This window comes from Shewanella metallivivens, from assembly GCF_028750675.1.
Lineage (GTDB): Bacteria > Pseudomonadota > Gammaproteobacteria > Enterobacterales > Shewanellaceae > Shewanella > Shewanella metallivivens.
The window spans coordinates 563,263-588,540 of the sequence record NZ_JAQQPZ010000013.1 but is presented as its reverse complement, the minus strand read 5'-3'; the positions used below and the strand labels follow the sequence as shown (position 1 = coordinate 588,540).

Here is a 25,278-nt window from a genome sequence, read left to right as displayed (position 1 = left end):
GGAGACACTATGAAGAAGTTTGTACTGTTTATACCTTTAGTTATTTTCTTGGGTATGGGCGTGTTCTTATATAAAGGATTATTTTTAAACCCTAAAGTGCTCGACTCTGCATTAGAAGGAAAGCCTTTACCGGCTTTCCAACTCGAGCGTTTAGAAGTGGCGACTGATGTACTGTCTGAGAAAGATCTCAGCGGTAAAGTCTCAATGCTTAACTTTTGGGCGACATGGTGTCCGGCATGTAAATATGAACATCCGTATTTGCTGATGCTATCTAAGCGTAATCTGTTACCTATATATGGCATCAATTACCGAGATGAACGTGCATTAGCGATAAAAGAACTTCGCAACCAAGGCGACCCATATACACTCAACATATTCGATAAAGATGGCCGTTTAGGGCTAGACCTTGGTGTATATGGCGCTCCTGAAACTTTTATTGTTGATCACAATGGTATTATCCGTTACCGATATGCAGGTCCTATCGACCAAACGGTGTGGTCACAAACATTGTTTCCTATGATCCAACAATTGCAAACTGAAGCTAAAGCTGACGGAGCATCTTAATGAACATGATAGCTAAATGGGTAATCTGCTTAGCCTTTGCACTTTTTGCAGTATCGGTTATGGCAACTCCAGTAGATACCTACGAATTTAAATCAGTTGAAAATCAAGAGCGGGCATTGTCACTCGCGCATCAATTACGTTGCCCGCAGTGCCAAAACCAAAACTTAGTCGATTCAAATTCACCTGTAGCGCAAGATTTACGTCTTGAAGTCTACAAGATGGTTGATAACGGTAAGTCAGAGCAAGAAATTATCGACTTTATGACAAGCCGCTACGGTGACTTTGTATTGTATAAGCCTAAGCTTGACCCAAAAACCTACATTTTGTGGTTAGGACCCTTTGGGTTATTAATATTCGGATTATTTATCGGATATATCTTTGTGCGTAAACAGCGTATCCAACCGACAGAAGCCGGATCGCTAACAGCAGAGCAACAAGCTGAATTAGACGCATTGCTTAATAAGAACAAGGCTAAGTAAATAACTGTTTGGAGTAACAATGAAAAAGTGGCTAGCAATATTGCTATCAAATTTACTGCTATTAAGCGTAGCAACTATGGTGAGTGCATATCCTGGTATGCAAGCACAAAGCAAGCAAGCCACTCAATCAACACTCGAAAGGATAAGTGTTTTACCGCAACCTTTTCCAATAGCCTTAGTAGACTTTACTGACGCAAGTGGACAACAGGTAAATTTTGAACGCTATAAAGGTAAGGTTGTTGTCATTAACCTATGGGCAACGTGGTGTCCACCTTGTGTAAGAGAGCTCCCTGCGCTTCATCGTTTAAATCAAGCGTTAGATTCAGAACAATATGTCTTATTACCAATATCGATAGACGCAGACGCAGACAAAATAGTGAAGCCATTTTTAGCAGACTTAGGCTTATCTGCATTTGATTCATACTTTGACCCGCAACAACAACTGCGTGACGTATTTCCACTCGACACAATTCCTGCGACATTTATTTTAAATGAACAAGGTGAGCTAGTGGCCTATGTACGTTCATACATAGACTGGGATGACGAAAATGCGATTTCGTTTTTAGCGCAGTTCAGTAAAAGCAGCAAAAAAGCACAATAAATCAGCACAAAGTAGATAAAAACCTCTAAAAGGATCGTTTTTGGTGAAAAGATCGCCAAGCGATCCTTTTTTATTAAAAAAGGGGTTGCACTAAATCTTATGGTGCCTATAATGCGCATCCACTGACACGGCAGACAGCGAAAGCAGTCACCAGGTTAGGTTGAATTAAGTGCTTCAAAACACTCGATTCAACGGCGAAAAGAAAGTTTGAAAAAACACTTGACGCGAAGATGGGAAAGCGTAGAATACGCAGCCCAAGCCGACGACCTAGCGTCCAAGGCGATGCACGAAACACGGCATCAACGCTCTTTAACAATCTAAACAAGAAATCTGTGTGGACATTCACAGGTATTGAGTTATTCGAAATTGTCTTCTTGTTCTTCGGAATGTAGGCAATCAAAAAATTTAAACTCAATGCAACGATGAGTGTTCATAGCAATATGTACAAAAGACTTGTTTCACCTTGGTGAAATAAGCAATCAGAATTCATTGAGCCGTTCGACGTAGTCGAACAAAAAAACTTTAATTGAAGAGTTTGATCATGGCTCAGATTGAACGCTGGCGGCAGGCCTAACACATGCAAGTCGAGCGGTAACACAAGGGAGCTTGCTCCTGAGGTGACGAGCGGCGGACGGGTGAGTAATGCCTAGGGATCTGCCCAGTCGAGGGGGATAACAGTTGGAAACGACTGCTAATACCGCATACGCCCTACGGGGGAAAGGAGGGGACCTTCGGGCCTTTCGCGATTGGATGAACCTAGGTGGGATTAGCTAGTTGGTGAGGTAATGGCTCACCAAGGCGACGATCCCTAGCTGTTCTGAGAGGATGATCAGCCACACTGGGACTGAGACACGGCCCAGACTCCTACGGGAGGCAGCAGTGGGGAATATTGCACAATGGGCGAAAGCCTGATGCAGCCATGCCGCGTGTGTGAAGAAGGCCTTCGGGTTGTAAAGCACTTTCAGTAGGGAGGAAAGGGTATTGCTTAATACGYAATATCTGTGACGTTACCTACAGAAGAAGGACCGGCTAACTCCGTGCCAGCAGCCGCGGTAATACGGAGGGTCCGAGCGTTAATCGGAATTACTGGGCGTAAAGCGTGCGCAGGCGGTTTGTTAAGCCAGATGTGAAATCCCCGGGCTCAACCTGGGAATTGCATTTGGAACTGGCGAACTAGAGTCTTGTAGAGGGGGGTAGAATTCCAGGTGTAGCGGTGAAATGCGTAGAGATCTGGAGGAATACCGGTGGCGAAGGCGGCCCCCTGGACAAAGACTGACGCTCATGCACGAAAGCGTGGGGAGCAAACAGGATTAGATACCCTGGTAGTCCACGCCGTAAACGATGTCTACTCGGAGTTTGGTGCCTTGAGCACTGGGCTCTCAAGCTAACGCATTAAGTAGACCGCCTGGGGAGTACGGCCGCAAGGTTAAAACTCAAATGAATTGACGGGGGCCCGCACAAGCGGTGGAGCATGTGGTTTAATTCGATGCAACGCGAAGAACCTTACCTACTCTTGACATCCACAGAAGATTGCAGAGATGCGATTGTGCCTTCGGGAACTGTGAGACAGGTGCTGCATGGCTGTCGTCAGCTCGTGTTGTGAAATGTTGGGTTAAGTCCCGCAACGAGCGCAACCCCTATCCTTATTTGCCAGCACGTAATGGTGGGAACTCTAGGGAGACTGCCGGTGATAAACCGGAGGAAGGTGGGGACGACGTCAAGTCATCATGGCCCTTACGAGTAGGGCTACACACGTGCTACAATGGCGAGTACAGAGGGTTGCAAAGCCGCGAGGTGGAGCTAATCTCACAAAGCTCGTCGTAGTCCGGATTGGAGTCTGCAACTCGACTCCATGAAGTCGGAATCGCTAGTAATCGTAGATCAGAATGCTACGGTGAATACGTTCCCGGGCCTTGTACACACCGCCCGTCACACCATGGGAGTGGGCTGCAAAAGAAGTGGGTAGTTTAACCTTCGGGAGAACGCTCACCACTTTGTGGTTCATGACTGGGGTGAAGTCGTAACAAGGTAGCCCTAGGGGAACCTGGGGCTGGATCACCTCCTTACCTATACGACTAACTCAATACTTGGTAGGCAATAAACTGCATCCGTGCGTTTATTGCACACAGCACATCCATGTGCTTGAGTGTTCACACAGATTGCTTGTTAACTTCTTCGGAAGTAGAGCGAAAACACACCGCGAGCCGGTTAAGTGTWGTTCTTTAACAATTTGGAAAGCTGATAGTATTTAATTGCATGAGTCTGTCATGTGATTAATTACAAATCGTTTGATGCGGCACTTTATTTTAGGTGACGTATCAAACATTGAGTTCTCAAAACACTGTTTAAGTGTCTTGAATATTCTAAAAACTAAGGCGATTTCGTGTGCGAAAGTGCATGAATTATCAAAGTAAAAACCAGCTAGTTGCAATGCAACTCAAGTTTTTCTTATCTTTTGTTTAGGCAAAGGGTGAGCGCAGTTAATCGCTTATTAGGCAAGGCTTGAAGTTGAACGACGAATGAGTGTAGCAGCGCTACATGATTGAAGAGTGAAACTGAACACGCCGCATAATAAGATGAGTAACAAGCGTAAGAAAGACCCATTTGGGTTGTATGGTTAAGTGACTAAGCGTATACGGTGGATGCCTTGGCAGTCAGAGGCGATGAAGGACGTAGTAACTTGCGAAAAGCGTTGGCGAGCTAGTAACAAGCATTTGAGCTAACGATGTCCGAATGGGGAAACCCACTCACATAAGTGAGTATCTGCACATGAATACATAGTGTGTAGAGGCAAACCCGGGGAACTGAAACATCTAAGTACCCGGAGGAAAAGAAATCAACCGAGATTCCCCTAGTAGCGGCGAGCGAACGGGGATTAGCCCTTAAGTCAGTGGGGTGTTAGTGGAATGTGTTGGAAAGCACAGCGGCACAGGGTGATAGCCCCGTACACGAAAACTAACCATTGATGAAAACGAGTAAGGCGGGACACGTGACATCCTGTTTGAATATGGGGGGACCATCCTCCAAGGCTAAATACTCCTGACTGACCGATAGTGAACCAGTACCGTGAGGGAAAGGCGAAAAGAACCCCTGTGAGGGGAGTGAAATAGAACCTGAAACCGTATACGTACAAGCAGTGGGAGCGGTTCTTGAGACCGTGACTGCGTACCTTTTGTATAATGGGTCAGCGACTTACATTTTGTAGCGAGGTTAAGCGAATAGCGGAGCCGTAGGGAAACCGAGTGTTAACTGCGCGTTTAGTTGCAAGGTGTAGACCCGAAACCCGGTGATCTAGCCATGGGCAGGTTGAAGGTTGAGTAACATCAACTGGAGGACCGAACCGACTTATGTTGAAAAATGAGCGGATGACTTGTGGCTGGGGGTGAAAGGCCAATCAAACCGGGAGATATCTGGTTCTCCTCGAAAGCTATTTAGGTAGCGCCTCGTACGAACACCATTGGGGGTAGAGCACTGTTAAGGCTAGGGGGTCATCCCGACTTACCAACCCTTTGCAAACTCCGAATACCAATGAGTGCTATACGGGAGACAGACGGCGGGTGCTAACGTCCGTCGTCAAAAGGGAAACAACCCAGACCGTCAGCTAAGGTCCCAAAGTGTATGTTAAGTGGGAAACGATGTGGGAAGGCTTAGACAGCTAGGATGTTGGCTTAGAAGCAGCCATCATTTAAAGAAAGCGTAATAGCTCACTAGTCGAGTCGGCCTGCGCGGAAGATGTAACGGGGCTAAACATACCACCGAAGCTACGGGTGCATGCCATTAGGTGTGCGCGGTAGAGGAGCGTTCTGTAAGCGGTTGAAGGTGAAGGGGTAACCCACACTGGACGTATCAGAAGTGCGAATGCTGACATGAGTAACGATAAAGGGAGTGAAAAACTCCCTCGCCGAAAGACCAAGGGTTCCTGTCCAACGTTAATCGGGGCAGGGTGAGTCGACCCCTAAGGTGAGGCCGAAAGGCGTAATCGATGGGAAACAGATTAATATTTCTGTACTTCTGCTAACTGCGATGGAGAGACGGAGAAGGCTAGGCTAGCGCGGCGTTGGTAGTCCGCGTTTAAGGTGGTAGGCTGATTTCTTAGGCAAATCCGGGAAATCTTAAGGCCGAGAGCTGATGACGAGTCACTAAGGTGATGAAGTAGTTRATGCCATGCTTCCAGGAAAATCTTCTAAGCTTCAGGTTAGTAGGAATCGTACCCCAAACCGACACAGGTGGTCGGGTAGAGAATACCAAGGCGCTTGAGAGAACTCGGCTGAAGGAACTAGGCAAAATGGTACCGTAACTTCGGGAGAAGGTACGCTCTTGGCGGTGATGAGACTTGCTCTCTAAGCTGCTGGGAGTCGCAGATACCAGGTGGCTGCAACTGTTTATCAAAAACACAGCACTGTGCAAAATCGCAAGATGACGTATACGGTGTGACGCCTGCCCGGTGCCGGAAGGTTAATTGATTGGGTTATCGCAAGAGAAGCTCATGATCGAAGCCCCGGTAAACGGCGGCCGTAACTATAACGGTCCTAAGGTAGCGAAATTCCTTGTCGGGTAAGTTCCGACCTGCACGAATGGCGTAATGATGGCCACGCTGTCTCCAGCCGAGACTCAGTGAAGTTGAAATTGCGGTGAAGATGCCGTATACCCGCGGCTAGACGGAAAGACCCCGTGAACCTTTACTATAGCTTGGCACTGAACATTGAACCTACATGTGTAGGATAGGTGGGAGACTTTGAAGCATGAACGCTAGTTTGTGTGGAGTCGTCCTTGAAATACCACCCTTGTAGTTTTGATGTTCTAACTCTGACCCCTAATCGGGGTTGAGGACAGTGCCTGGTGGGTAGTTTGACTGGGGCGGTCTCCTCCCAAAGAGTAACGGAGGAGCACGAAGGTTGGCTAAGTACGGTCGGACATCGTACGGTTAGTGCAATGGCATAAGCCAGCTTAACTGCGAGACATACACGTCGAGCAGGTACGAAAGTAGGTCATAGTGATCCGGTGGTTCTGAATGGAAGGGCCATCGCTCAACGGATAAAAGGTACTCCGGGGATAACAGGCTGATACCGCCCAAGAGTTCATATCGACGGCGGTGTTTGGCACCTCGATGTCGGCTCATCACATCCTGGGGCTGAAGTCGGTCCCAAGGGTATGGCTGTTCGCCATTTAAAGTGGTACGCGAGCTGGGTTCAGAACGTCGTGAGACAGTTCGGTCCCTATCTGCCGTGGGCGTTGGATGATTGAAGGGAGCTGCTCCTAGTACGAGAGGACCGGAGTGGACGAACCGCTGGTGTTCGGGTTGTTATGCCAATAGCATTGCCCGGTAGCTACGTTCGGAATCGATAACCGCTGAAAGCATCTAAGCGGGAAGCGAGCCCTAAGATGAGTCATCCCTAGGTCTTTAAGACCTCTAAAGAGCCGTTCGAGACTAGGACGTTGATAGGCATGGTGTGTAAGCGTTGTGAGGCGTTGAGCTAACATGTACTAATGACTCGTGAGGCTTAACCATACAACCCAGATGGGTTTTACTGATACTTAGTATTAGAATAGAGCGCTTAAATAGTGTAGAGAAACTCAAACAATCAGCTTTCCGAATTATTATTTAATGCCTAATGAAGAATTGGTGCGTTAAATAAACAATTTTTTGTCTGGAAACCATAGAGCTGTGGTACCACCTGATCCCATTCCGAACTCAGAAGTGAAACACAGTATCGCCGATGGTAGTGTGGGGTCTCCCCATGTGAGAGTAGGTCATTTCCAGACGCCTAATTATCTCGTCAAGAGATGCTCGAAAGAGCAAGTCTCCTAGTGCTGACACACTAGCGACTTAAAAGCATTTAGCATCCTGCGTAAGCAACTTGCTAAAGGAGCGGTAGTTCAGTTGGTTAGAATACCGGCCTGTCACGCCGGGGGTCGCGGGTTCGAGTCCCGTCCGCTCCGCCAATTACATCGAGGCCTCGTCTAATGACGAGGCTTTTTTGTATCTGAAATTCACAAGATTGGAAAATTGCATATTGCGGATGTGTAGTTTTTGCTCAATAAGTCACAATAAAATTGATGATGCCGTTGAACTGTCACGCCAATTACATCGAAGCCTCGTCTAATGACGAGGCTTTTTTGTATTTGAAGTTTAAAAGTAATATATGAAGCTGAATGTGTGTTTTGAAAATATTTTAAAAGATGGCACATTTATGTTGGATTGTTGTAATCCATTCATTTAATTAAGCGTTAATTTTAAACTAAATCGATCTATTTTCTTGCCATTCTCATATTGCTCCCCTAAGTTAAGTGCCAATTGCATGGGATAAGGGTTAACAATGAAGTTAGAAATGATTTGTACAGGCGAAGAAGTATTATCAGGTCAGATTATCGATACCAATGCTGCGTGGGTTGCTAATACATTGATGGAAATCGGTATTGAGATGCAACATCGGGTAACTGTGGGTGATCGTCTTGAAGATCTTATTGCAGTGTTTCAAGAGCGCAGTAAGCATGCAGATGTGATTATTGTTAATGGTGGTTTGGGGCCTACCAGTGATGATATGTCTGCATTAGCTATGGCGAAGGCTAAAGGCGAAGAGTTAGTTGAAAATACCCAGTGGCGTGAACATTTAGAAGAATGGTTTACCCGTAATCGACGCTTTATGGCTAAAAGTAATTTAAAACAAGCATTGTTGCCAGAATCTGCAGTGATGGTGGATAACCCTGTTGGAACTGCCTGTGGGTTTAGAGTTAAGCTCAATAATGCATGGTTGTTTTTTACACCTGGTGTGCCATTTGAATTAAAGCGCATGATTACAGAACAGTTTATTCCCTTTATTACCGAAGAGTTTGGCGTTCAACAGAAGTCAGCGTTAGAAAAGTTGTTAACGATAGGCCATGGGGAATCATCTCTTGCAGACACGTTATCTGAATTAGCCTTACCTGAAGGGATTGAGTTAGGCTATCGCTCGTCAATGCCACACATCGAAATTAAAGTTTTCGCTCGCGGCGATAAAGCAATACGCCAGTTACCAGATGTCACTAAACAGGTAAAAGCATTGCTCGGTACGGCAGTTGTTGCAGAAAATCGACCAACATTAGCAGCAGAAATTCATCATCGTTTGTATCAGTCTGGTTTGAGTTTAAGTGTCGCAGAGTCATGTACAGGCGGCATGATAACCAGTCAGTTAATCGACTTTCCTGGCAGTTCATCATACTTACACCATGGCCTTGTGACATACAGTAATGAGTCGAAAGTGAAAGTGTTAGGGGTAAACCCGCAGATCCTTGATGATCATGGTGCAGTGTCTATTGCCACCGTTGAAGCAATGGCTCAAGGTGCGCGTGATATTCTAGGAAGTGACTTTGCCTTGGCAACCAGTGGTATTGCAGGCCCTGATGGTGGATCTGATGAAAAGCCCGTAGGAACTGTCGCAATTGCGCTTGCAACCAAACATGGTATTTACAGTCAAATGGTTAAATTACCAAGACGCTCACGCCAACTTGTACGAAGCTTAAGCACAGCCATTGCATATGACATGCTACGCCGTGCTTTACTTGAAGAAGCTGTCATTGTTGATTACCCAGCAGTAGAGCGCTTCGCAAAATAGCTTTCATGGATATCACCGTCTATTCTATGTTTGCCAGTATTTCTAGCTGGCAAACATAAATGTTAACTATGCTGTTAAGCTTTGTGGTTGCAATTTATTCTTTGCTTTTTGATAAAAGTACGCCACCGTCAGCAAAATCACACCAATCACAATAAAGGCGACAATCTTTTGGACTAATTCGAAAGAGGCCATGTCGATAACAATCACTTTCATGCATGCTAGTGCAAAGAGTAGTGCGGCGAGTCTAACCAAATTAGTTTGTAATGCTCGTAAGCTGATAAACATCACCACGCTTGCGTGAACAACCAATAATATGGCGCTCATTGTCGCAGCTATACTGATATCTAATTGATAACACCACAACATATAGCTTATTGTTAACAGTCCATGCCAAGCCCAATGCAATATAGTGGTTGGGAGAATTTTTTTGTGGATTCGAATCGCTAATCTAGCCGTCATTAAGTACCGCGCTAATAAAATAAGTACCCCCAACTCAGCCATATTCACGAGTAAATTGTCTATGCTCAACGACAACGACATTTCGCTATGCAGTATGATGGGTAACAACGCACAGGCAAAAATAGCAAAATAAGCGAGGCTATAACTCGGAGCGAGTGCATCCTTTAACCTTCGCCCTAAAGTATTATGTCGCTCGGTAATTAACGTAAAGTAACCACACATAATTAAGGCCGTTATTGCCCATGATGGATAAAAAATATTGGTTAAGGTTTGGCTAATGACAGCAATAACCAGCCCTAGATAATACGGGCTGATATGCCAATGTAATCTGGTTATTTGTTGCCATTCAGTCGGTAATTGTGAAAAGCGCAAGGTAATAAACCCTAGCAACAATAGCCCAATAGCCAACGCCATAAGCCCTTGCCATAGCTCTGCGAGACACATTGCGGCAGTAATTAATATGGCTAACACCGTGAGGATTTGTGCTTCATAACGTAAAACCTTATGCCGAACAAAATAGGCAATCGCCAAACTGCCAATGCAGCTTAACCATAAGTAAATCGCAATATATTCGGGCCAGCTACGCATGACTTTAGGCAATAACAACAGCGGAAGTGTTATATAGCAGGCCAACTGAACATAGTAGGCAAGGCGTATCAATTTAGCGTTGGAATCGTACTTTTTGTACCAGTAGTAGGCCAGCAATAAGCCAACAAACAATTCAATTCGGGCAAGTTTGGCGTTCAATGCTTGGTCTGCAAAGCTAAGGCTGTTGGCATCTAGTATGGCAAAGATTACTAAGCCTAATAATGGTAATTGCCATAGCCAAGCCAGTATCTCACTAAACCGCAAAGTGTATTTTGCACTTATATAAAGCAGTAATAGGCTAATCAAAGGTAGGGTGTTTAACCAATACTCATCAGAGACAAAATAGCAGATGACCACGATAGTCACAGAGTAAAGCACGCCAAGCAACTCGCGAATAAAGTGTACAGCTAGGCGATCAATTTTCATTAAATCAGTTTGATACTGACTAATAAGCTTTTGAGCCATATAGGTCAATGTACAAGTGAGTAACATCGATAAGCTTAGTAATGCCTGATAACTTAATATACTTTGCTGTGGGTAATGTGATTGTGTCAGTATATCGACTAGGTTAATAAAGCTGCTAACAATACCTAACATTAATAGTACATAAGCTTCAGCTCTAATTGGGCTAAATCGATGTTTACAACCTATCCACAGTAACAATAATCCCTCTAACAGTAGCACGAGCCCCATCAGTTTAGCACTGAGTAAAAACAGTGCTGCAAAGCCGGCAAAGCTACCTGCAAAAGCAAGTGCTAGAGCACTGATGTCTTTGTCGCGTTTTAAGGCCCAATACAATAACGAACATAAAAGCGCATTTACCGCAAATAACTCACCAGCAAAACGGCTCCACTCTGTCAGTGTGTAAAGGATAAATATCATGAGTGCGACAGGCACCGCGAGTAAACGTGGTGTCAGTGACGACTTAATGACAAATAATAAGCTGGCAATACTGTAGAGATAAAATAACCCGTTAATCGCGACTAATGTCAGGGCTATTTGCCAGTCAACTGAATCAAATGGTAATGGAATAAACACACTAAGCACTTGAATACAGGCAATATGCAGTAGAGCGGTCACTTCAACTAAAATTGGCCAAGCTAACTTATGGCTTTGTACCATAGAACAAATGCCAATAAGTAATAAGTAAGGCAAATAGAGTAATGGAGCTTGCCCGCCATCGAGCAACATTAATGGCGCCAACGATCCGCCTAATAAGGCGATAATTGCAACCACTTTTGTGTCGAGTCTAAATGACAAACCATAACCGAGTAAGGTATTAAGCAGTAATAAGCCAAAGCAAGCAGTGTCGGGAATAATGGTAAAATAAGGCCCAAGAAAATACAGACACAAATAGTTAAGAATCAGCCCGAGTCCTACCAATCCTGAACCAAAATCTTCCATTCCAGCGCGTTTATGTCGAATAAAAATACCGCCAGCAATAATACTGTTAGCTACACCAAGCCCAAATAAGGCTTTAGCTAATTCAGAAAACCAGTTGTTGATTGAATATTGTAATAAGTAGCCAAAGCCTAGGGTAAGAGTGATGATCCCTGCTACGGTCATCAAAAATACAGGGCCTAATCCTTTTGCTTGGTAGTGTTGATAGAATTGCTTTGCTTGATCGGTTAACCCAGAAAGAGGTGCTAATGCGGCAGAGCTAAATTCGGTAATAGCCTCTGCCAATTGGGTCACCATGGCGCTAAGGGCACTTTGTCTTGCCGGTCCTCGAGTGGGTGTTGATTGGGTCGAATCAGTAGCATGGTTGCCCCAAGCCGACGATGCATAATGCGATTTTTGTTGTTCGCTGTGGGCTGAATCGGAAAGTTGGCTGTGTAGTGGTTGCTGCAGAATGTTATTTGATAAATCGTGTTGTATATGCGGTAACACTTCATCATGGAGATTACTCAGTTCGTCACTATTACCATGGTTGCCAATATTGGCATCAGCTTGATACTGGGCTTGCACTTGATGCGTCAATGCATCCAATTGTTGACCAAATTTAGCAAGTTGCTGCGCCACATCAGCTTGTTGTGCTTGTTGCTGAGAGGTAAGTTCTGCTAATTGTGCTTTTAATTTAGCGACGTCATCCATTAACGGCATCATTTATCCCATGATTACTAAGAATTCCAATCGTGCCAGATGATTGTACGTGGTTCTGAATGATTAGGAAATGTTCAGTTATCTGACACTGGGGATAAACAAGGCGAGTGCACTCCATTGCACTCTGGTGTATCGATATGAAATGAGGACTACTTTTGCGGTACGGTTGTTACTACGTCATAGAGATCAATTTGATGTTGCTTCATACCATTAGGATCGGTATCAAGGGGCACTTGCAACAAACTTATCTTATTACTGACTTGAACCACTTTTAAGAGAGTCGGTTCGGTGGGTGGCATCAAGGTAGAAAGCACTGTGTGGTTTAAGGCAATACTATTAAGTTTGATATATTGAAATACATCGCCTTTATTTACGCCGTGTAAGGTACCAATATTAATCGTAATATATTGATCATCCTTATTGATTACCGTTGCTTTAGTGGCTTCGCAGCTTAAGGTTTCATTAATGTCTTTTGCTGCGTTAAACAGTGTATCAATAATGGTTTTGCCATAATCACTGCGCCAAAATAAGCTATTGGCTAAATCAACGCGACTAAAAGAGTCAAAGCTCCAGTCCCCCTCGCCGTGGTATTCATTCTCAACTAAAATGCTGTCACTGATCCTGTCGTACATAAACACTTTTATCGTAAAGTTTCGCTTCGGAGTTGTTGATTTACTTATGAGCCCTGATTTAGTTTCATTAAACAAGCCGATGTCACGGATGTAACCAAAGACTAGGTATTGGCTCTGATATTGGCCATTTAATGAGTGAGAAATACTTTTCACTGCTTTTAAATCGACGGTATCCATGTCTATTTCGGGCCTAAAGACCATTTCTGGGATCAGTTCTTCGACAAATACGTTAGGCTGGTTTATTAGCTCATTTTTAAAGCGAGAAACAACATGAAAAGGCAGGCTAAATACATCCCCTGTAGTAGCTTGTGCTGGGGTTAGTAGCGGAAATTGAGCAACAATAAGCTGTTTAAGGTAGCGATCTTTAGTGCAATTTAGGCTCGATTTTAGATTCACTTTGACATTAATAGTTAAGATGTCGTTTTTAAGTGACTCATTAAGGATTTTTATTTCACTGATTTGATGCTCGGACTGAATGCTGCTTGAGCTTTGGTTTAAAATACCATCGGTAACGGTGGACTCGATTTTGACAAAGCTATTGGCCTGCAATGAAGCATTTTCTATTGCTTGTTTAATGACTTTTTTACGGACATCATTGTAATCATCGTCATTTACAGCCATCGATGCCTGACCAACATACCATTGAGCCTGTGCCATTAATGGCATGAATAATAGCCCGAAAACAAATAACAGCTTGATCATTAGTTAGCCGAAAATATTGAGTAATTTACTGATAAGTGAAGGATCTTGGTTGTCTTGCTGATCGCCTTTAGCGCTGACCTCAATGATAGCATTGCCCACCATGTTTGAGTCAATAGAATGATCGGCAGCGACATCGGTTACTCTTATTTCGCCAGAAAATCTAACGTATTCGTCACCTTTATTGAGCTTAAGCCACTTTTCACCCGCCACAATCAAATTGCCATTGGGGAGCTTTTCTCTTACCGACACCGTAATTGTGCCAGATAAATAGTTATTTTGATTACTTTCTGCAGAACTATCAAAGCTTTTTTCTTGGCTGTAGTCGGCATCTAGGTTGTCGCTATTAATATTGATGCTACCGGCAGTAATCGATGGCGACAAAGTAAATTCGTTGGTGTTATCTCGTTGGTAGCTGATCGACTTTTTAGAGGTCATTTCTTCATTAAGTTTAATCATTATCATGTCACCGACTTCATAACGATTATTGTTTTGATATATACTATAGATATTATTAGGGTTAAATATTGAACCAGTAACTTGCGGCGCCTGTTGAATATTGTTATTTCTAACAGGGCGATAACGAGGGTCGCCTTGAATAATCTCTTCACTGTCTTCAACAACACTAATAGTCGTATTTTCTTTTGTTGGGCTTTTTATTTCTGCAACTTCTGTAGTTGAACAAGCAGATAGAAATGTTAAAAACACTAAGGTAAATGACAATGATTTATTCATTTTTATTATCCGCAAAGTTATCGACTGTTTAATTTTAACGACAATATTATGTTATTTTCTACGCGAAAAGTGCTTTCTTCTTGATGTTTACCTCCTTTTACCTGCGTTTACCGATCTTTACTTATGTTTACTTTGTATTGATTTATTATGTATTTGTATCTATATGTTCTTTCTGGTTATTAATTTATTTTTTGTGTTTTTTTGTACAAATTTTTTATTTATCGAGACATTGGTCACGTTTAATGTTTTCGACGAGGTGTCAATGTTCAGTCTTTTTAAATAAGTTTGGGTTTTACGTTTTATGATAATTTGAAATTAACATTTCACGTTGAGGTTAACGTTTTTACAATACAGTGTAAGTTAATTTATTGTAAATTTTTAATGTGTAACATAAGAGCTTTATCTTTTTTATATTGTTATTAGTTGAAATGTTAAAAAGTAATGAGTTCTTAGGTTTTTACAGAGAGTTGTTGCCTTTAATTGAGACTGTAAGATACATGGCGAAATTTATTTGCCTCGATTAACACGTTTTTATTACGAACGATATTTAACCAATAAATATCAACAGCCCTTAGCCTTGATTAGGAAATCACTTTGTCCTTAATAAATTCGTTAAATACTGCCGCCACCGCAGCTACAACAGCCGCAAGTACCGCTGCAAGTGCTGTGAAGACCATTACCGATCAGCAAGATGCTATTGCAGAAAACGGCCTTGGTCAAAGCACCTTTGGCGCATTGCTTAGCTCATTGTCGTCGGGTTCTGAGGCTATTGATTCATCATTAACTAACCTGTCAAATATTGAAGTGCTTTCTGTTGAAAACCTTCAAGATCAACTGTTGCAGCAAACTGGCTTAGGGAATGCAAATTTATTCTCCTTAGCCGTATCAGATGACTTAGTTTCACAAATGCAGCAAGAGTTATTATCTTCGTTACAAACTAGCATGATTAACAGTACTGCAGTGACTAGCGCAGTGTCTTCGGCCGTTTCTTCAGCATCGACCGCCATTCAAGCCAATAATCCTTTGCAATCAACTGTGGGCATTACACATGAAGAGTTAGCCATTACCAATGAAAACGCGAGCACTTTTGATGATATGTACTCGTTTTCATTTGGTGAAGACGGCTTAAATGGTAATGACTTGTTTGACTCGATTAACATATTAAACCATATCCCTGTTTTGTCTGATATTTACCAATTATCTACAAATACTGAAATTAGTCCTGTATCCAAATTGTTAGGTGGCATGTTGTACTCTGGTTATATTGGCGCCGGCGCGGCAGCCCTTGAGTTGGGTATGGATTATTTCACCGGTTATACAACCAAAGATTTAGTCGCCGATACGGGATTGTTGTCGTCTGATACTGACGACAATACTGATACACAATAACCCAAACATCACATGGCCGACGGCTGGTGGTGCCATTTTTAATTTGCGTGTTCATAGAGCGATTTTATACATGAGAACATTACTCATCATTGGCTGCATACTGCTTAGTGGTTGTAGCTTATTTCAAAGTGGTTTTAACCAATATCGTCCTAGCGTTTATCCAGTGCTTACTGCGGTAGGATATGCCCCGATAGACCGTCAACCGGCTGAGCGCCGAAGTGAGCAATTATTAATGGCGATGGAGTCGTCTAAAATTTTGGCTTACCGTGAGCTGACAGAGCAGGTATATGGTTTGCAGTTAAACTCAAGCACTGCGGTGCATGATTGGGCAATGAGTAATAGCGACACTAAAATATTAGTCTCTGGCTTAATTAAAGGAGCTAGAGTCGTGAAAACTTATCCGGTTGATGGGTTTTACGTTACTGAGTTAGAACTTGATTATAAGTTAGTGTGGGATTTGTATGAGCAATCTGAAAACCCACAACAAAATAGTATTTTGGTGATAGAGCCAGCACAGAACTTTTAGTCGCATTGTTTTGTGTCGATCAATCAATTGCCACATAAAAAAGCACCTCGAAAGGTGCTTTTTTAAAACTAAAAATTAAAGCGTTAAAACTTAACCACCAACTTTCCTTGCTGTACCGCGATTTCTTTGGTCATTTTGGCCATTAATGCTTGATTACTGTCGCGAGTGTCTAAGGTGTACACTGGCTGGGTTTCAAGGTAATTACGCAAAAATCCCATTAATTGTGGTGTTGCTTGGCTGATGTAACGTTCAATATCGGCTGGCTCAGACTCGACTTTGACTAAGTCTAACTGGCGAAGATAAATACTTTTCGTTTCACTGTCGTACCAAGGTACAGCCTCAAACGTGGTTTTCAATTTTGCATTGATCGGCATCAGTGGGTTGTTAACGGTTATCATGGTGGCTGCGGTTACGGCCATGGTATTAGGCTTATTGCCTAGCACCACCTGCATGTCATTGAGCTTAAGTGACACACCAATTAACTTATTACCCTGTTTGACTTCAAAATGCATGTCGCTGTTAAGGTATTGCTCTATTTCAGACTCGGTAATACTGTACTGACTGGCACAGCCAGTCAGTAGTAAAAGCAAACCAAGTCCAAGGCTTTTTGCCAAGGTTATCATCCAGTGTTTCTCATTCCTGCAGCAACGCCAGCAATGGTCAGCATAAGTGCTAGCTGAACAGATGCAGACGGTTCAACCTCTTTACGGGTACGAGCTAATAGTTCGGTTTGTAAAAAGTTGAGTGGGTCAATGTACGGGTTACGCAGTTTAACAGATTCGCGGTTCCAAGGAGTGTGCGCCATTAACTCTGTTGCTTGAGTGAGCGATAAAACAGCATCAATACCAAGCTGTAGGCGTTGACGAAGTTTTTCACCTAAATGATGTAATTCAGGTTTTACTAAGCACGACTCATAGTATTTGGCGAGATTAGGTTCCGCTTTGGTGTACACCATTTCGAGCATGGAGATACGGGTTTCAAAGAAGGGCCACTGTGCTTCCATTTCGCGTAGTAAATCAAGCTCACCGCGATCAGCCGCATCTTGTAATGCTTCACCGGCACCTAACCATGCGGGTAGCATTAAACGGTTTTGCGACCAGGCAAAAATCCATGGAATAGCACGTAAGCTTTCAATGCCTCCATCAACTTTACGTTTAGCCGGGCGACTGCCTAATGGCAGTTTACCTAGCTCCACCTCAGGTGTTGCCGCACGGAAGTAAGGTACAAAATCGGGCTCTTCGCGCACTATGCCACGGTAATGTTGTACCGACTCTTCAGCAATGCGTTGCATGCAATCGCGCCAGGCTTTTTTAGGCTCAGGTGGTGGTAACAATGTTGCTTCCATCACGGCAGAGGTGTATAGCGCTAAGCTTTGTACCGCCACTTTGGGTAAACCAAATTTAAAGCGGATCATTTCGCCTTGCTCTGTAACACGAATACGACCATCTACTGAACCTGGTGGTTGCGATAAAATCGCTTTATGTGCTGGTCCGCCGCCACGGCCAATAGAACCGCCGCGACCGTGGAATAGCATCAATTTCACTTCGGCTTTTTTACACACCGCGACTAACTGTTCTTGAGCACGATACTGCGCCCAAGCGGCAGCCATTACGCCGGCATCTTTTGCTGAGTCAGAGTAGCCAATCATCACCTCTTGCATGCCTTTGGTGTAACCACGGTACCAATCAATATTCAGTAACGCGGTCATACAAGCCGCTGCACCTTCAAGGTCAGCTAAGGTTTCAAATAAAGGCACTACGCGCATTGGGTTAGTGCAGCCAGCCTCTTTAAGTAACAACAATACAGTAAGCACATCAGAAGGCTTACTGGCCATTGAAATGACGTACGAGCCTAATGCATTAGCGGGTTGTTTTGCGACTAAGTTACAGGTTCTGATGACTTCTGCTACGTCGTCTGTTGGCTGCCAGTTTGTAGGAATTAACGGACGTTTACCGGTGAGCTCACGTAATAAGAATGCTTGTTTTTCGTTTTCATCCCAGTGGTTGTAATCACCTAAACCTAAGTAACGTGTTAGTTCGGCAATCACGTCACTGTGACGGGTTGCATCTTGACGAATATCAAGGCGCAACATGTGAATACCAAAGCAGGCTAGACGACGTAAAATATCTAATAATAAGCCGTTAGCAATTAACTTCATACCGCAATCGCTTAAGCTTTGATAAAGCAGCTCTAATGGTTTTAGTAAGTCGTCTTTATGCCAAATTAACTCGCTGGTGTCGGTATCTGGGTGTTTACCTTCAAGGCGTGCATTGAGGTAGTCAATGGTATTGCGCAATTGACAACGTAACTTGCGCAGCACGTCACGGTAAGGTTCTTTGCTGTTGTCTGTTAATGCTGATAACTCTTCATTAGCCTGTTCCATCGAGAGCTCGCCAAGTAGAGCAACAATGTCTTTTAGGTACAATCTGGCTGCAGCGTGACGATTACGGTCTAGCACTTCTTGCGTCACAGTTGAGGTCACAAACGGGTTACCGTCGCGGTCACCGCCCATCCAGCTTGAAAAGCGTATCGGAGAGACATCAATCGGTAATTGCTGACCGGTTTTTTGCTCGACTTGATCGTTCAACTGGCGCAAAAAGTCAGGTATGGCTTGCCATAAAGAGGCTTCAATTGTGCTTAAGCCCCAACGTGCTTCATCAACCGGAGTTGGGCGTTCATTACGGATTTCGTTGGTATGCCAAATTTGGGCAATTAACTGGCGCAGGCGCAAGGTGTTTTGTTTGCGTTCACGCTCAGAGAGTTGATTGTTTTCTTGCTCGGTTAAGCAATCCACCACTGCCGCGTACTTTTGGATTAGCGTGCGGCGAGAAATCTCAGTTGGATGCGCGGTGAGCACGAGATCAATATTTAAGTTTTTTAAGCCTTCAATAACGTCTTTTTTATCGAAGTCACTATCAAGCATGCGCCCAAGTAATTGTTCAACTGGGTCTGGCACGCACACGAGTTCGTCGCAATTGCGGCTTATGGTGTGAAATTGTTCTGCGATATTGGCTAAATTTAAAAATTGGTTGAAAGCTTTTGCAAAAGGCACCAGCTCTTCGTCTGGTAATGCGGTTAGTAATGCCAACATTTGTTCGCGTGAGGCTTCATCACCTTGGCGAGATTTTTTCGCTAAAATACGAATTTGTTCTACTTTTTCTAAAAATGCATCACCTAAATGGTTTTGCATTGTTTCGCCCAATATCTGGCCTAAATGCCCCACATTTGATCGAAGTGACGCATACATATCTGCCGTTTGCTCTGTCATACCTACTCCCGAAAAAAAGAACGATTTTGCCAATATCTCTAACATCACAATACCCAGCGTAGTAAAATCGGTCAATACGCTGGCATGTTGTTTTGTAATTTTATTTCGTAAAAATGTTACAATTCACGTTAACATTTAACGTATTTTGACGGTTACTTAATGCAAGCGTGGTAAATCATTTTTTTGATTAACTCAACCGTAGGCGTTAAGTATTCTAAGCCAATAAACTCATCTGGCTGGTGGGCTTGGTTAATACTCCCTGGCCCTAGCACTAATGTTTGGCAACCAAGCTTGTTAATGTACGGTGCTTCAGTAGAGTAGTTAACCACTTCTGCCTCATTGCCCGACAATTCTGCGACCAGCTTAGTCCAAGGGTTATCCGCTTTTCCGGCAAATGATTCTGCGCCTGGGTACAATGTGCTGACACTAATACTGCCAGGGTATTCTTTACTGATGTCAGATAAGTAGTTCAATACCATTAATTCAAGTTCAGCTAATTCCATACCGGGTAATGGACGAATATCTATATGTAAATCACAGCAACCACAAATCCGGTTGGCCGCATCGCCACCATGAATATGGCCGAAGTTCATTGTAGGGTAAGGCACAGTGAAGGCATCTTCGCGGTAGTTTTCACTTAAATGCTGTTTAAGCTTCATTAGTTGGCTAATCACTTTATGCATGACTTCAATGGCATTTAAGCCGCGAGCAGGGTCAGACGAGTGGCCACTGCGACCAATCACTCGGATACCTTGAGCTAAATGCCCCTTATGCATATAGACAGGTTTTAAGCTGGTGGGTTCACCAATCACTGCATAATCAGGCGCGACAGCTTTAGAGTCTGCAAATGCTTTGGCACCGCTCATGGTGGTTTCTTCATCTGCGCTGGCAAAAATAGTCAGTGGACGTTTAAATTGATCAAACGGCATGTCTTTTAATGCTTCAAGCACTAATGCAAAAAAACCTTTCATGTCGCACGTGCCTAGACCATACCAACGATTGTCTTTTTCAATCATTTCAAAAGGGCTTTGACTCCAGCGGCCTTCGTCAAAAGGAACCGTATCGGTATGCCCTGCGAGTAATAAACCGCCGCTGCCCTGACCAATACGAGCAATTAAATTTTGCTTATTGCGCGAATCTTCAACCGTTGGGGTTTCACAGTCAAAACCAAGCTCGCTAAACCAATTTTGCAACAAGTTGATAACTGCATGGTTACTCATATCGTCTTCAGCGTCGAGTGCGCTAACAGATGGCGCTGCAATCAGCTGTGTAAAACAACTTTTTAGATCAGGTAATGTGCTCATAGACTATCCTAAAAAATTATATGTGAAATACTTATTCACATATATTGCATAATTAATATTGTGTGTTAGTCTAGCAAACAGCATTAACCGACACCATTAATTGAACGTTACAAATGAAAATAAATATGTGCTTTTTGACTGCTAAATCCACTATACCAATTATCAACGCTAACTTCCTGCGACGATAGACCTTTATTAGGCGTCTCCTGCCTAAATGGGCTATGCTAAAAACTCTCGATAACTATCAATTAAGAAAAATCAAACTTATGAAAAGCATCGCAATTATTGGCGCTAGTGGATACACAGGTGCACAAATTACTTCGTTGATTAATGCCGACAGCAACCTTTCGGTTCAAGGCTTATATGTGTCGGAAAACAGTTTAGACAAAGGCCGTAAATTAGCCGACTTATACCCTACATACAGTCATATGGCTTATACGCTTTCTCCACTGACAGATGAAGCCAAACAACAAATCGTCGACCAAGCCGATGGCGTAGTACTGGCGACTGAGCATTCAGTCAGCTTAGAGTTAGCGGCATGGTTTTACAAAAAAGGCTTAGCGGTATTTGACCTTAGTGGTGCATATCGCTTTGCTGACGTTGCGCAATATCCTAAGTGGTATGGTTTTGAACACACTTATCCAGAAGTATTAGCCGAAGCCGTATACGGTTTAGCTGAATGGAATAGTGACAAAATTAAACAAACCAGAATGATCGCCGTAGCAGGTTGCTACCCAACAGCGTCACTAACGGCGTTAAAACCGCTTAAACCTTTTTTAACTGAAATGTACCCAGTGATTAATGCGGTCAGTGGCGTTACAGGTGCAGGGCGTAAAGCACAATTACACACTAATTTTTGCGAAGTCAGCTTAACGCCATACGGTGTATTAGGCCACAGGCACCAACCTGAAATTGCCACTCACTTAGGTCAAGAAGTGATTTTTACGCCACATTTAGGCAACTTTAAACGCGGTATTTTGGCCACTATCACAGTACAGCTAAAGCCGGGAACGACCGAAGCCGACATTGAAAAAGCGTACAGTGTGTATGACTGCTCACCTATCGTGACAGTGAAGCACAACATGTTCCCTAAAGTTGATGATGTGGTGCATACACCGAATTGTCATCTAGGTTGGAAGTTTGATGCCAATAGCGGTTACTTAGTGGTTGCCAGTGCGATTGATAATTTAATGAAAGGTGCTGCTAGCCAGGGCTTACAGTGCATCAAAATCCATTTCGGTGTGTAATCAAATCACATGAGTCAAGGAACAACAATAATGGCTACAAAAACTGTATTAGTGCTTAAAGTCGGCGGTGCATTACTGCAATGTGAAATGGGAATGGCACGTTTAATGACCGCAGCTGCAGAAATGATCGCAGCGGGTCAGCAAGTGTTGTTAGTTCATGGTGGTGGTTGTTTAGTTGATGAACAATTAACAGCTAACGGCAAAGAAACCATTAAGCTAGATGGTTTACGCGTCACGCCAGAAGACCAAATTCCTATTATTGTCGGTGCGCTTGCCGGTACCTCAAACAAGATTTTACAAGCCGCAGCAGCAAAAGCGGGCATTGTAAGCGTAGGCATGAGCCTAGGCGACGGTAATATGGTTAGCGCCAAAATTAAAGATGAACGTTTAGGTTTGGTGGGCGAAGTTGAACCTAAAGATGCCACTTACCTTAACTTCATTTTAAGCCAGGGTTGGATGCCGATTTGCAGCTCAATTGCGATTTCGAGCCAAGGGCAAATGCTAAACGTTAACGCCGACCAGGCCGCTACAGCACTGGCTAAGTTAGTTAACGGTACCTTAGTGCTATTGTCTGACGTTTCTGGTGTACTCGATGGCAAAGGTCAACTGATTAACAGCTTAAACAAAAGCGAAATAGAATACTTAGTTGCCCAAGGGGTGATTGAAAAAGGCATGAAAGTGAAAGTTGAAGCCGCATTAGAAGTTGCTCAATGGATGGGTAAGCCTGTACAGGTTGCTTCTTGGCGCGACGCTGAACAATTAAAAACATTAGTAAAAGGTGGGTCTGTCGGGACTCAAATACAACCTTAAATGGAGTAGTAGTATATGCAGCACCTATTGTCGATTAAAGAATTAACTCAAACTCAGCTGTTAGCCATCATTGAGCTGGCTAAAAAAATTAAAAGTAACCCTGCTGAGTACCGTCGTGCCTTAGATGGTAAAAGTGTGGTGATGTTATTTGAAAAACCATCACTACGCACCCGAGTCAGCTTTGACATTGGCATTAATAAATTAGGTGGCCACTGCTTATACTTGGACCAACAAAATGGTGCATTGGGCAAGCGTGAAACCGTTGCTGACTTTGCTACTAATATTTCTTGCTGGGCTGATGCAATTGTTGCTAGAACGTTTTCGCATACAACGATTGAACAACTTGCAGAACATGGTAGCGTCCCGGTCATCAATGCATTGTCTGATCTGTATCATCCTTGCCAAGCGCTAGCGGACTTTTTAACACTGTCAGAGCAGTTTGATGATGTAAGCAAAGCAAAACTGGCTTATGTTGGTGATGGTAATAATGTCACCCATTCGCTAATTTACGGCGCGGCTATTCTAGGCTTAACCATGACCGTTATTTGCCCAGAAGGTGCGTTCCCTGACGCACTTATCGTGACTGAAGCGCAAGCGTTGGCGCAAAAAAATGGCGGAAAGCTCATCTTAAGTGCTGACATTAATGCCATTGAAGGCCATGATGCTATTTATACCGACACTTGGATTTCAATGGGTGATGATACGCCGCTGTCTGACATTAAAGCGCGTTTTGCACCTTACCAAGTCAACGGTGAGTTAATGGCAAAAGCCGGTGCAAAATACTTTATGCATTGTTTGCCTGCACACCGAGGTGTAGAAGTCACCGATGAGGTAATGGACGGCGAAGGTTCATTGATTTTACACCAAGCGGAAAACCGCATGCATGCACAAAATGCAGTGTTGGTAACCTTATTAAGTGAGTCACAAGATTAAGTCATAATGCCAAAGGCGTTATGGCGTTTAAATAAACATAAATGATTGATTGTAGGAATTGAACATGTCTAATGCAGTGAAAAAATCCGGCGTTAAAAAAGTGGTACTCGCGTACTCAGGTGGTTTAGATACTTCAGCCATTATCCCATGGTTAAAAGAAACCTACGATAATTGTGAAATTGTCGCATTCTGTGCCGACGTAGGTCAAGGCGAAGAAGAACTTGTTGGCTTAACTGAAAAAGCATTAGCCTCAGGCGCTTCTGAGTGTCATATCGTTGACCTTAAAGAAGAATTTGTTGCCGATTACATTTACCCAACTATCGCGACAGGCGCAATTTATGAAGGGACTTACCTATTAGGTACGTCTATGGCGCGTCCAATTATTGCTAAAGCGCAAGTTGAAGTGGCCCGTAAAGTGGGTGCAGATGCGGTGTGTCATGGTTGTACCGGTAAAGGTAACGACCAGGTGCGTTTTGAAGGTTGTTTTGCTGCCCTTGCTCCAGATTTAAAAGTGATTGCACCTTGGCGTGAATGGGAAATGCGTAGCCGTGAAGATCTGCTTGCATACCTTGCTGAGCGTAATATTAAAACCAGCGCATCAGCGACTAAAATTTACAGCCGTGATGCTAACGCATGGCACATTTCGCACGAAGGCGGCGAGTTAGAAGATCCATGGAACGAGCCATCAAAAGGCGTATGGACATTAACCGTTGCACCAGAAGATGCGCCAAATGAGCCTGAATATGTTTCACTTGCCATTAAAAATGGTCGTGTGACTCATGTAAATGACGAAGCTTTATCGCCTTATGCTGCACTGATGAAGCTAAACGACATCGCTGGTAAGCACGGTGTAGGCCGTATCGACATTACCGAAAACCGTTTAGTGGGTATGAAATCTCGTGGTTGTTACGAAACACCAGGCGGCACCGTAATGTTTGCAGGCTTACGTGCCATTGAAGAATTGGTACTAGACAAAACCAGTCGTACCTGGCGCGAGCAAATTGCTGGCCAAATGTCGCACTTAGTATACGACGGCCGTTGGTTTACCCCGTTATGTAAATCACTTATCGCAGCGTCAGAATCATTAGCTGAGTCAGTTAACGGTGATGTGGTTATTAAGCTTTACAAAGGCCAAGCAACGGCCGTTAAAAAGCGTTCACCAAACAGCTTATACTCAGAGTCTTTCGCAACCTTTGGCGAAGATGACGTGTACGATCAAAAGCATGCTGAAGGCTTTATCCGTTTGTACTCTTTAGCAAGCCGTATTCGTGCGTTAAACACCAAATAAGCTTTACGCCAATACAATTAAGGCGCTGCAAAGCGCCTTTCTTATAATGACTTTTGCGTAA

16 protein-coding genes, 1 tRNA gene and 3 rRNA genes are annotated in these 25,278 nt (G+C 43.6%); 14 read left to right on the top strand and 6 right to left on the bottom strand.

Annotated elements, in window-relative coordinates; translation table 11 throughout:
• Nucleotides 1–9: 9 nt before the first annotated feature.
• The 8 genes from PQR79_RS15200 (at nucleotide 10) to PQR79_RS15165 (ending at nucleotide 9,236) form a co-directional block, all read left to right on the top strand.
• Nucleotides 10–564 (top strand): DsbE family thiol:disulfide interchange protein, encoded by a 555-nt coding sequence (locus PQR79_RS15200; protein WP_238107850.1) that lies wholly within the window; start codon nucleotides 10–12, stop codon nucleotides 562–564.
• On the top strand, nucleotides 564–1,043 hold the full coding sequence (gene nrfF, locus PQR79_RS15195; protein ID WP_438270824.1) for a heme lyase NrfEFG subunit NrfF: 480 nt from the start codon (nucleotides 564–566) through the stop codon (nucleotides 1,041–1,043). The genes PQR79_RS15200 and nrfF overlap by 1 nt, the downstream gene beginning before the upstream one ends.
• Before the next feature lie 19 nt (nucleotides 1,044–1,062).
• Nucleotides 1,063–1,644 (top strand): TlpA disulfide reductase family protein, encoded by a 582-nt coding sequence (locus tag PQR79_RS15190; RefSeq protein WP_238107851.1) that lies wholly within the window; start codon nucleotides 1,063–1,065, stop codon nucleotides 1,642–1,644.
• Nucleotides 1,645–2,167: 523 nt separating this feature from the next.
• Nucleotides 2,168–3,710, top strand: a 16S ribosomal RNA gene (locus PQR79_RS15185).
• Nucleotides 3,711–4,259: 549 nt separating this feature from the next.
• Nucleotides 4,260–7,153: ribosomal RNA gene (locus PQR79_RS15180) — 23S ribosomal RNA — on the top strand.
• Between the two features lie 138 nt (nucleotides 7,154–7,291).
• Nucleotides 7,292–7,407 (top strand): 5S ribosomal RNA (gene rrf, locus PQR79_RS15175).
• The 16S, 23S and 5S rRNA genes sit together here with 1 tRNA gene alongside, the layout of an rRNA operon.
• Nucleotides 7,408–7,510: 103 nt before the next feature.
• Nucleotides 7,511–7,587, top strand: a tRNA-Asp gene (locus PQR79_RS15170).
• A 374-nt stretch (nucleotides 7,588–7,961) separates the two neighbouring features.
• Nucleotides 7,962–9,236 (top strand): CinA family nicotinamide mononucleotide deamidase-related protein, encoded by a 1,275-nt coding sequence (locus PQR79_RS15165; protein ID WP_238107811.1) that lies wholly within the window; start codon nucleotides 7,962–7,964, stop codon nucleotides 9,234–9,236.
• A 66-nt stretch (nucleotides 9,237–9,302) separates the two neighbouring features.
• Here the strand turns inward: PQR79_RS15165 and PQR79_RS15160 are convergent, their stop codons facing one another.
• From PQR79_RS15160 to PQR79_RS15150, 3 genes are all read right to left on the bottom strand, one after another.
• Nucleotides 9,303–12,389 carry a DUF2339 domain-containing protein gene (locus PQR79_RS15160; protein WP_368389132.1) on the bottom strand — a complete coding sequence of 1,029 codons (3,087 nt, stop codon included), beginning with the start codon at nucleotides 12,387–12,389 and terminating at the stop codon, nucleotides 9,303–9,305.
• A 146-nt stretch (nucleotides 12,390–12,535) separates the two neighbouring features.
• Nucleotides 12,536–13,720 carry a flagellar assembly protein T N-terminal domain-containing protein gene (locus PQR79_RS15155; protein WP_238107809.1) on the bottom strand — a complete coding sequence of 395 codons (1,185 nt, stop codon included), beginning with the start codon at nucleotides 13,718–13,720 and terminating at the stop codon, nucleotides 12,536–12,538.
• Between the two features lie 3 nt (nucleotides 13,721–13,723).
• Nucleotides 13,724–14,452 (bottom strand): flagellar basal body L-ring protein FlgH, encoded by a 729-nt coding sequence (locus tag PQR79_RS15150; RefSeq protein WP_238107808.1) that lies wholly within the window; start codon nucleotides 14,450–14,452, stop codon nucleotides 13,724–13,726.
• A gap of 594 nt (nucleotides 14,453–15,046) precedes the next feature.
• Here PQR79_RS15150 and PQR79_RS15145 point away from each other — a divergent pair.
• A complete protein-coding gene (locus PQR79_RS15145; RefSeq protein ID WP_238107807.1) occupies nucleotides 15,047–15,841 on the top strand; it encodes a hypothetical protein in 795 nt (264 codons plus the stop codon).
• Between the two features lie 70 nt (nucleotides 15,842–15,911).
• Nucleotides 15,912–16,367 carry an LPP20 family lipoprotein gene (locus PQR79_RS15140; RefSeq protein ID WP_238107806.1) on the top strand — a complete coding sequence of 152 codons (456 nt, stop codon included), beginning with the start codon at nucleotides 15,912–15,914 and terminating at the stop codon, nucleotides 16,365–16,367.
• Between the two features lie 83 nt (nucleotides 16,368–16,450).
• Here PQR79_RS15140 and PQR79_RS15135 read toward each other — a convergent pair whose 3' ends face one another.
• The 3 genes from PQR79_RS15135 to argE all read right to left on the bottom strand — a co-directional run bounded on the left by PQR79_RS15135 (nucleotide 16,451) and on the right by argE (nucleotide 20,939).
• On the bottom strand, nucleotides 16,451–16,990 hold the full coding sequence (locus PQR79_RS15135; RefSeq protein ID WP_238107805.1) for a YceB family lipoprotein: 540 nt from the start codon (nucleotides 16,988–16,990) through the stop codon (nucleotides 16,451–16,453).
• Nucleotides 16,987–19,635, bottom strand: a complete 2,649-nt coding sequence (gene ppc / locus PQR79_RS15130) for a phosphoenolpyruvate carboxylase (RefSeq protein ID WP_238107804.1) — start codon at nucleotides 19,633–19,635, stop codon at nucleotides 16,987–16,989. The genes PQR79_RS15135 and ppc overlap by 4 nt, the downstream gene beginning before the upstream one ends.
• Nucleotides 19,636–19,787: 152 nt before the next feature.
• The gene (gene argE / locus PQR79_RS15125; RefSeq protein WP_238107803.1) at nucleotides 19,788–20,939 is read right to left on the bottom strand and encodes an acetylornithine deacetylase; all 1,152 of its coding nucleotides are present in this window, start codon (nucleotides 20,937–20,939) and stop codon (nucleotides 19,788–19,790) included.
• 266 nt (nucleotides 20,940–21,205) lie between these two features.
• Here argE and argC point away from each other — a divergent pair, with 266 nt between their 5' ends.
• The 4 genes from argC to PQR79_RS15105 all read left to right on the top strand — a co-directional run bounded on the left by argC (nucleotide 21,206) and on the right by PQR79_RS15105 (nucleotide 25,217).
• Nucleotides 21,206–22,186: an N-acetyl-gamma-glutamyl-phosphate reductase gene (gene argC / locus PQR79_RS15120; RefSeq protein WP_238107802.1), complete on the top strand. Its 981-nt coding sequence runs from the start codon at nucleotides 21,206–21,208 to the stop codon at nucleotides 22,184–22,186.
• Between the two features lie 30 nt (nucleotides 22,187–22,216).
• Entirely contained in the window at nucleotides 22,217–22,996 is a 780-nt protein-coding gene (gene argB, locus PQR79_RS15115) for an acetylglutamate kinase (protein WP_238107801.1), read from the top strand.
• 15 nt (nucleotides 22,997–23,011) lie between these two features.
• Nucleotides 23,012–23,929: an ornithine carbamoyltransferase gene (locus PQR79_RS15110; protein ID WP_238107800.1), complete on the top strand. Its 918-nt coding sequence runs from the start codon at nucleotides 23,012–23,014 to the stop codon at nucleotides 23,927–23,929.
• Nucleotides 23,930–23,993: 64 nt separating this feature from the next.
• Nucleotides 23,994–25,217 carry an argininosuccinate synthase gene (locus PQR79_RS15105; protein ID WP_238107799.1) on the top strand — a complete coding sequence of 408 codons (1,224 nt, stop codon included), beginning with the start codon at nucleotides 23,994–23,996 and terminating at the stop codon, nucleotides 25,215–25,217.
• Nucleotides 25,218–25,278: the final 61 nt, after the last annotated feature.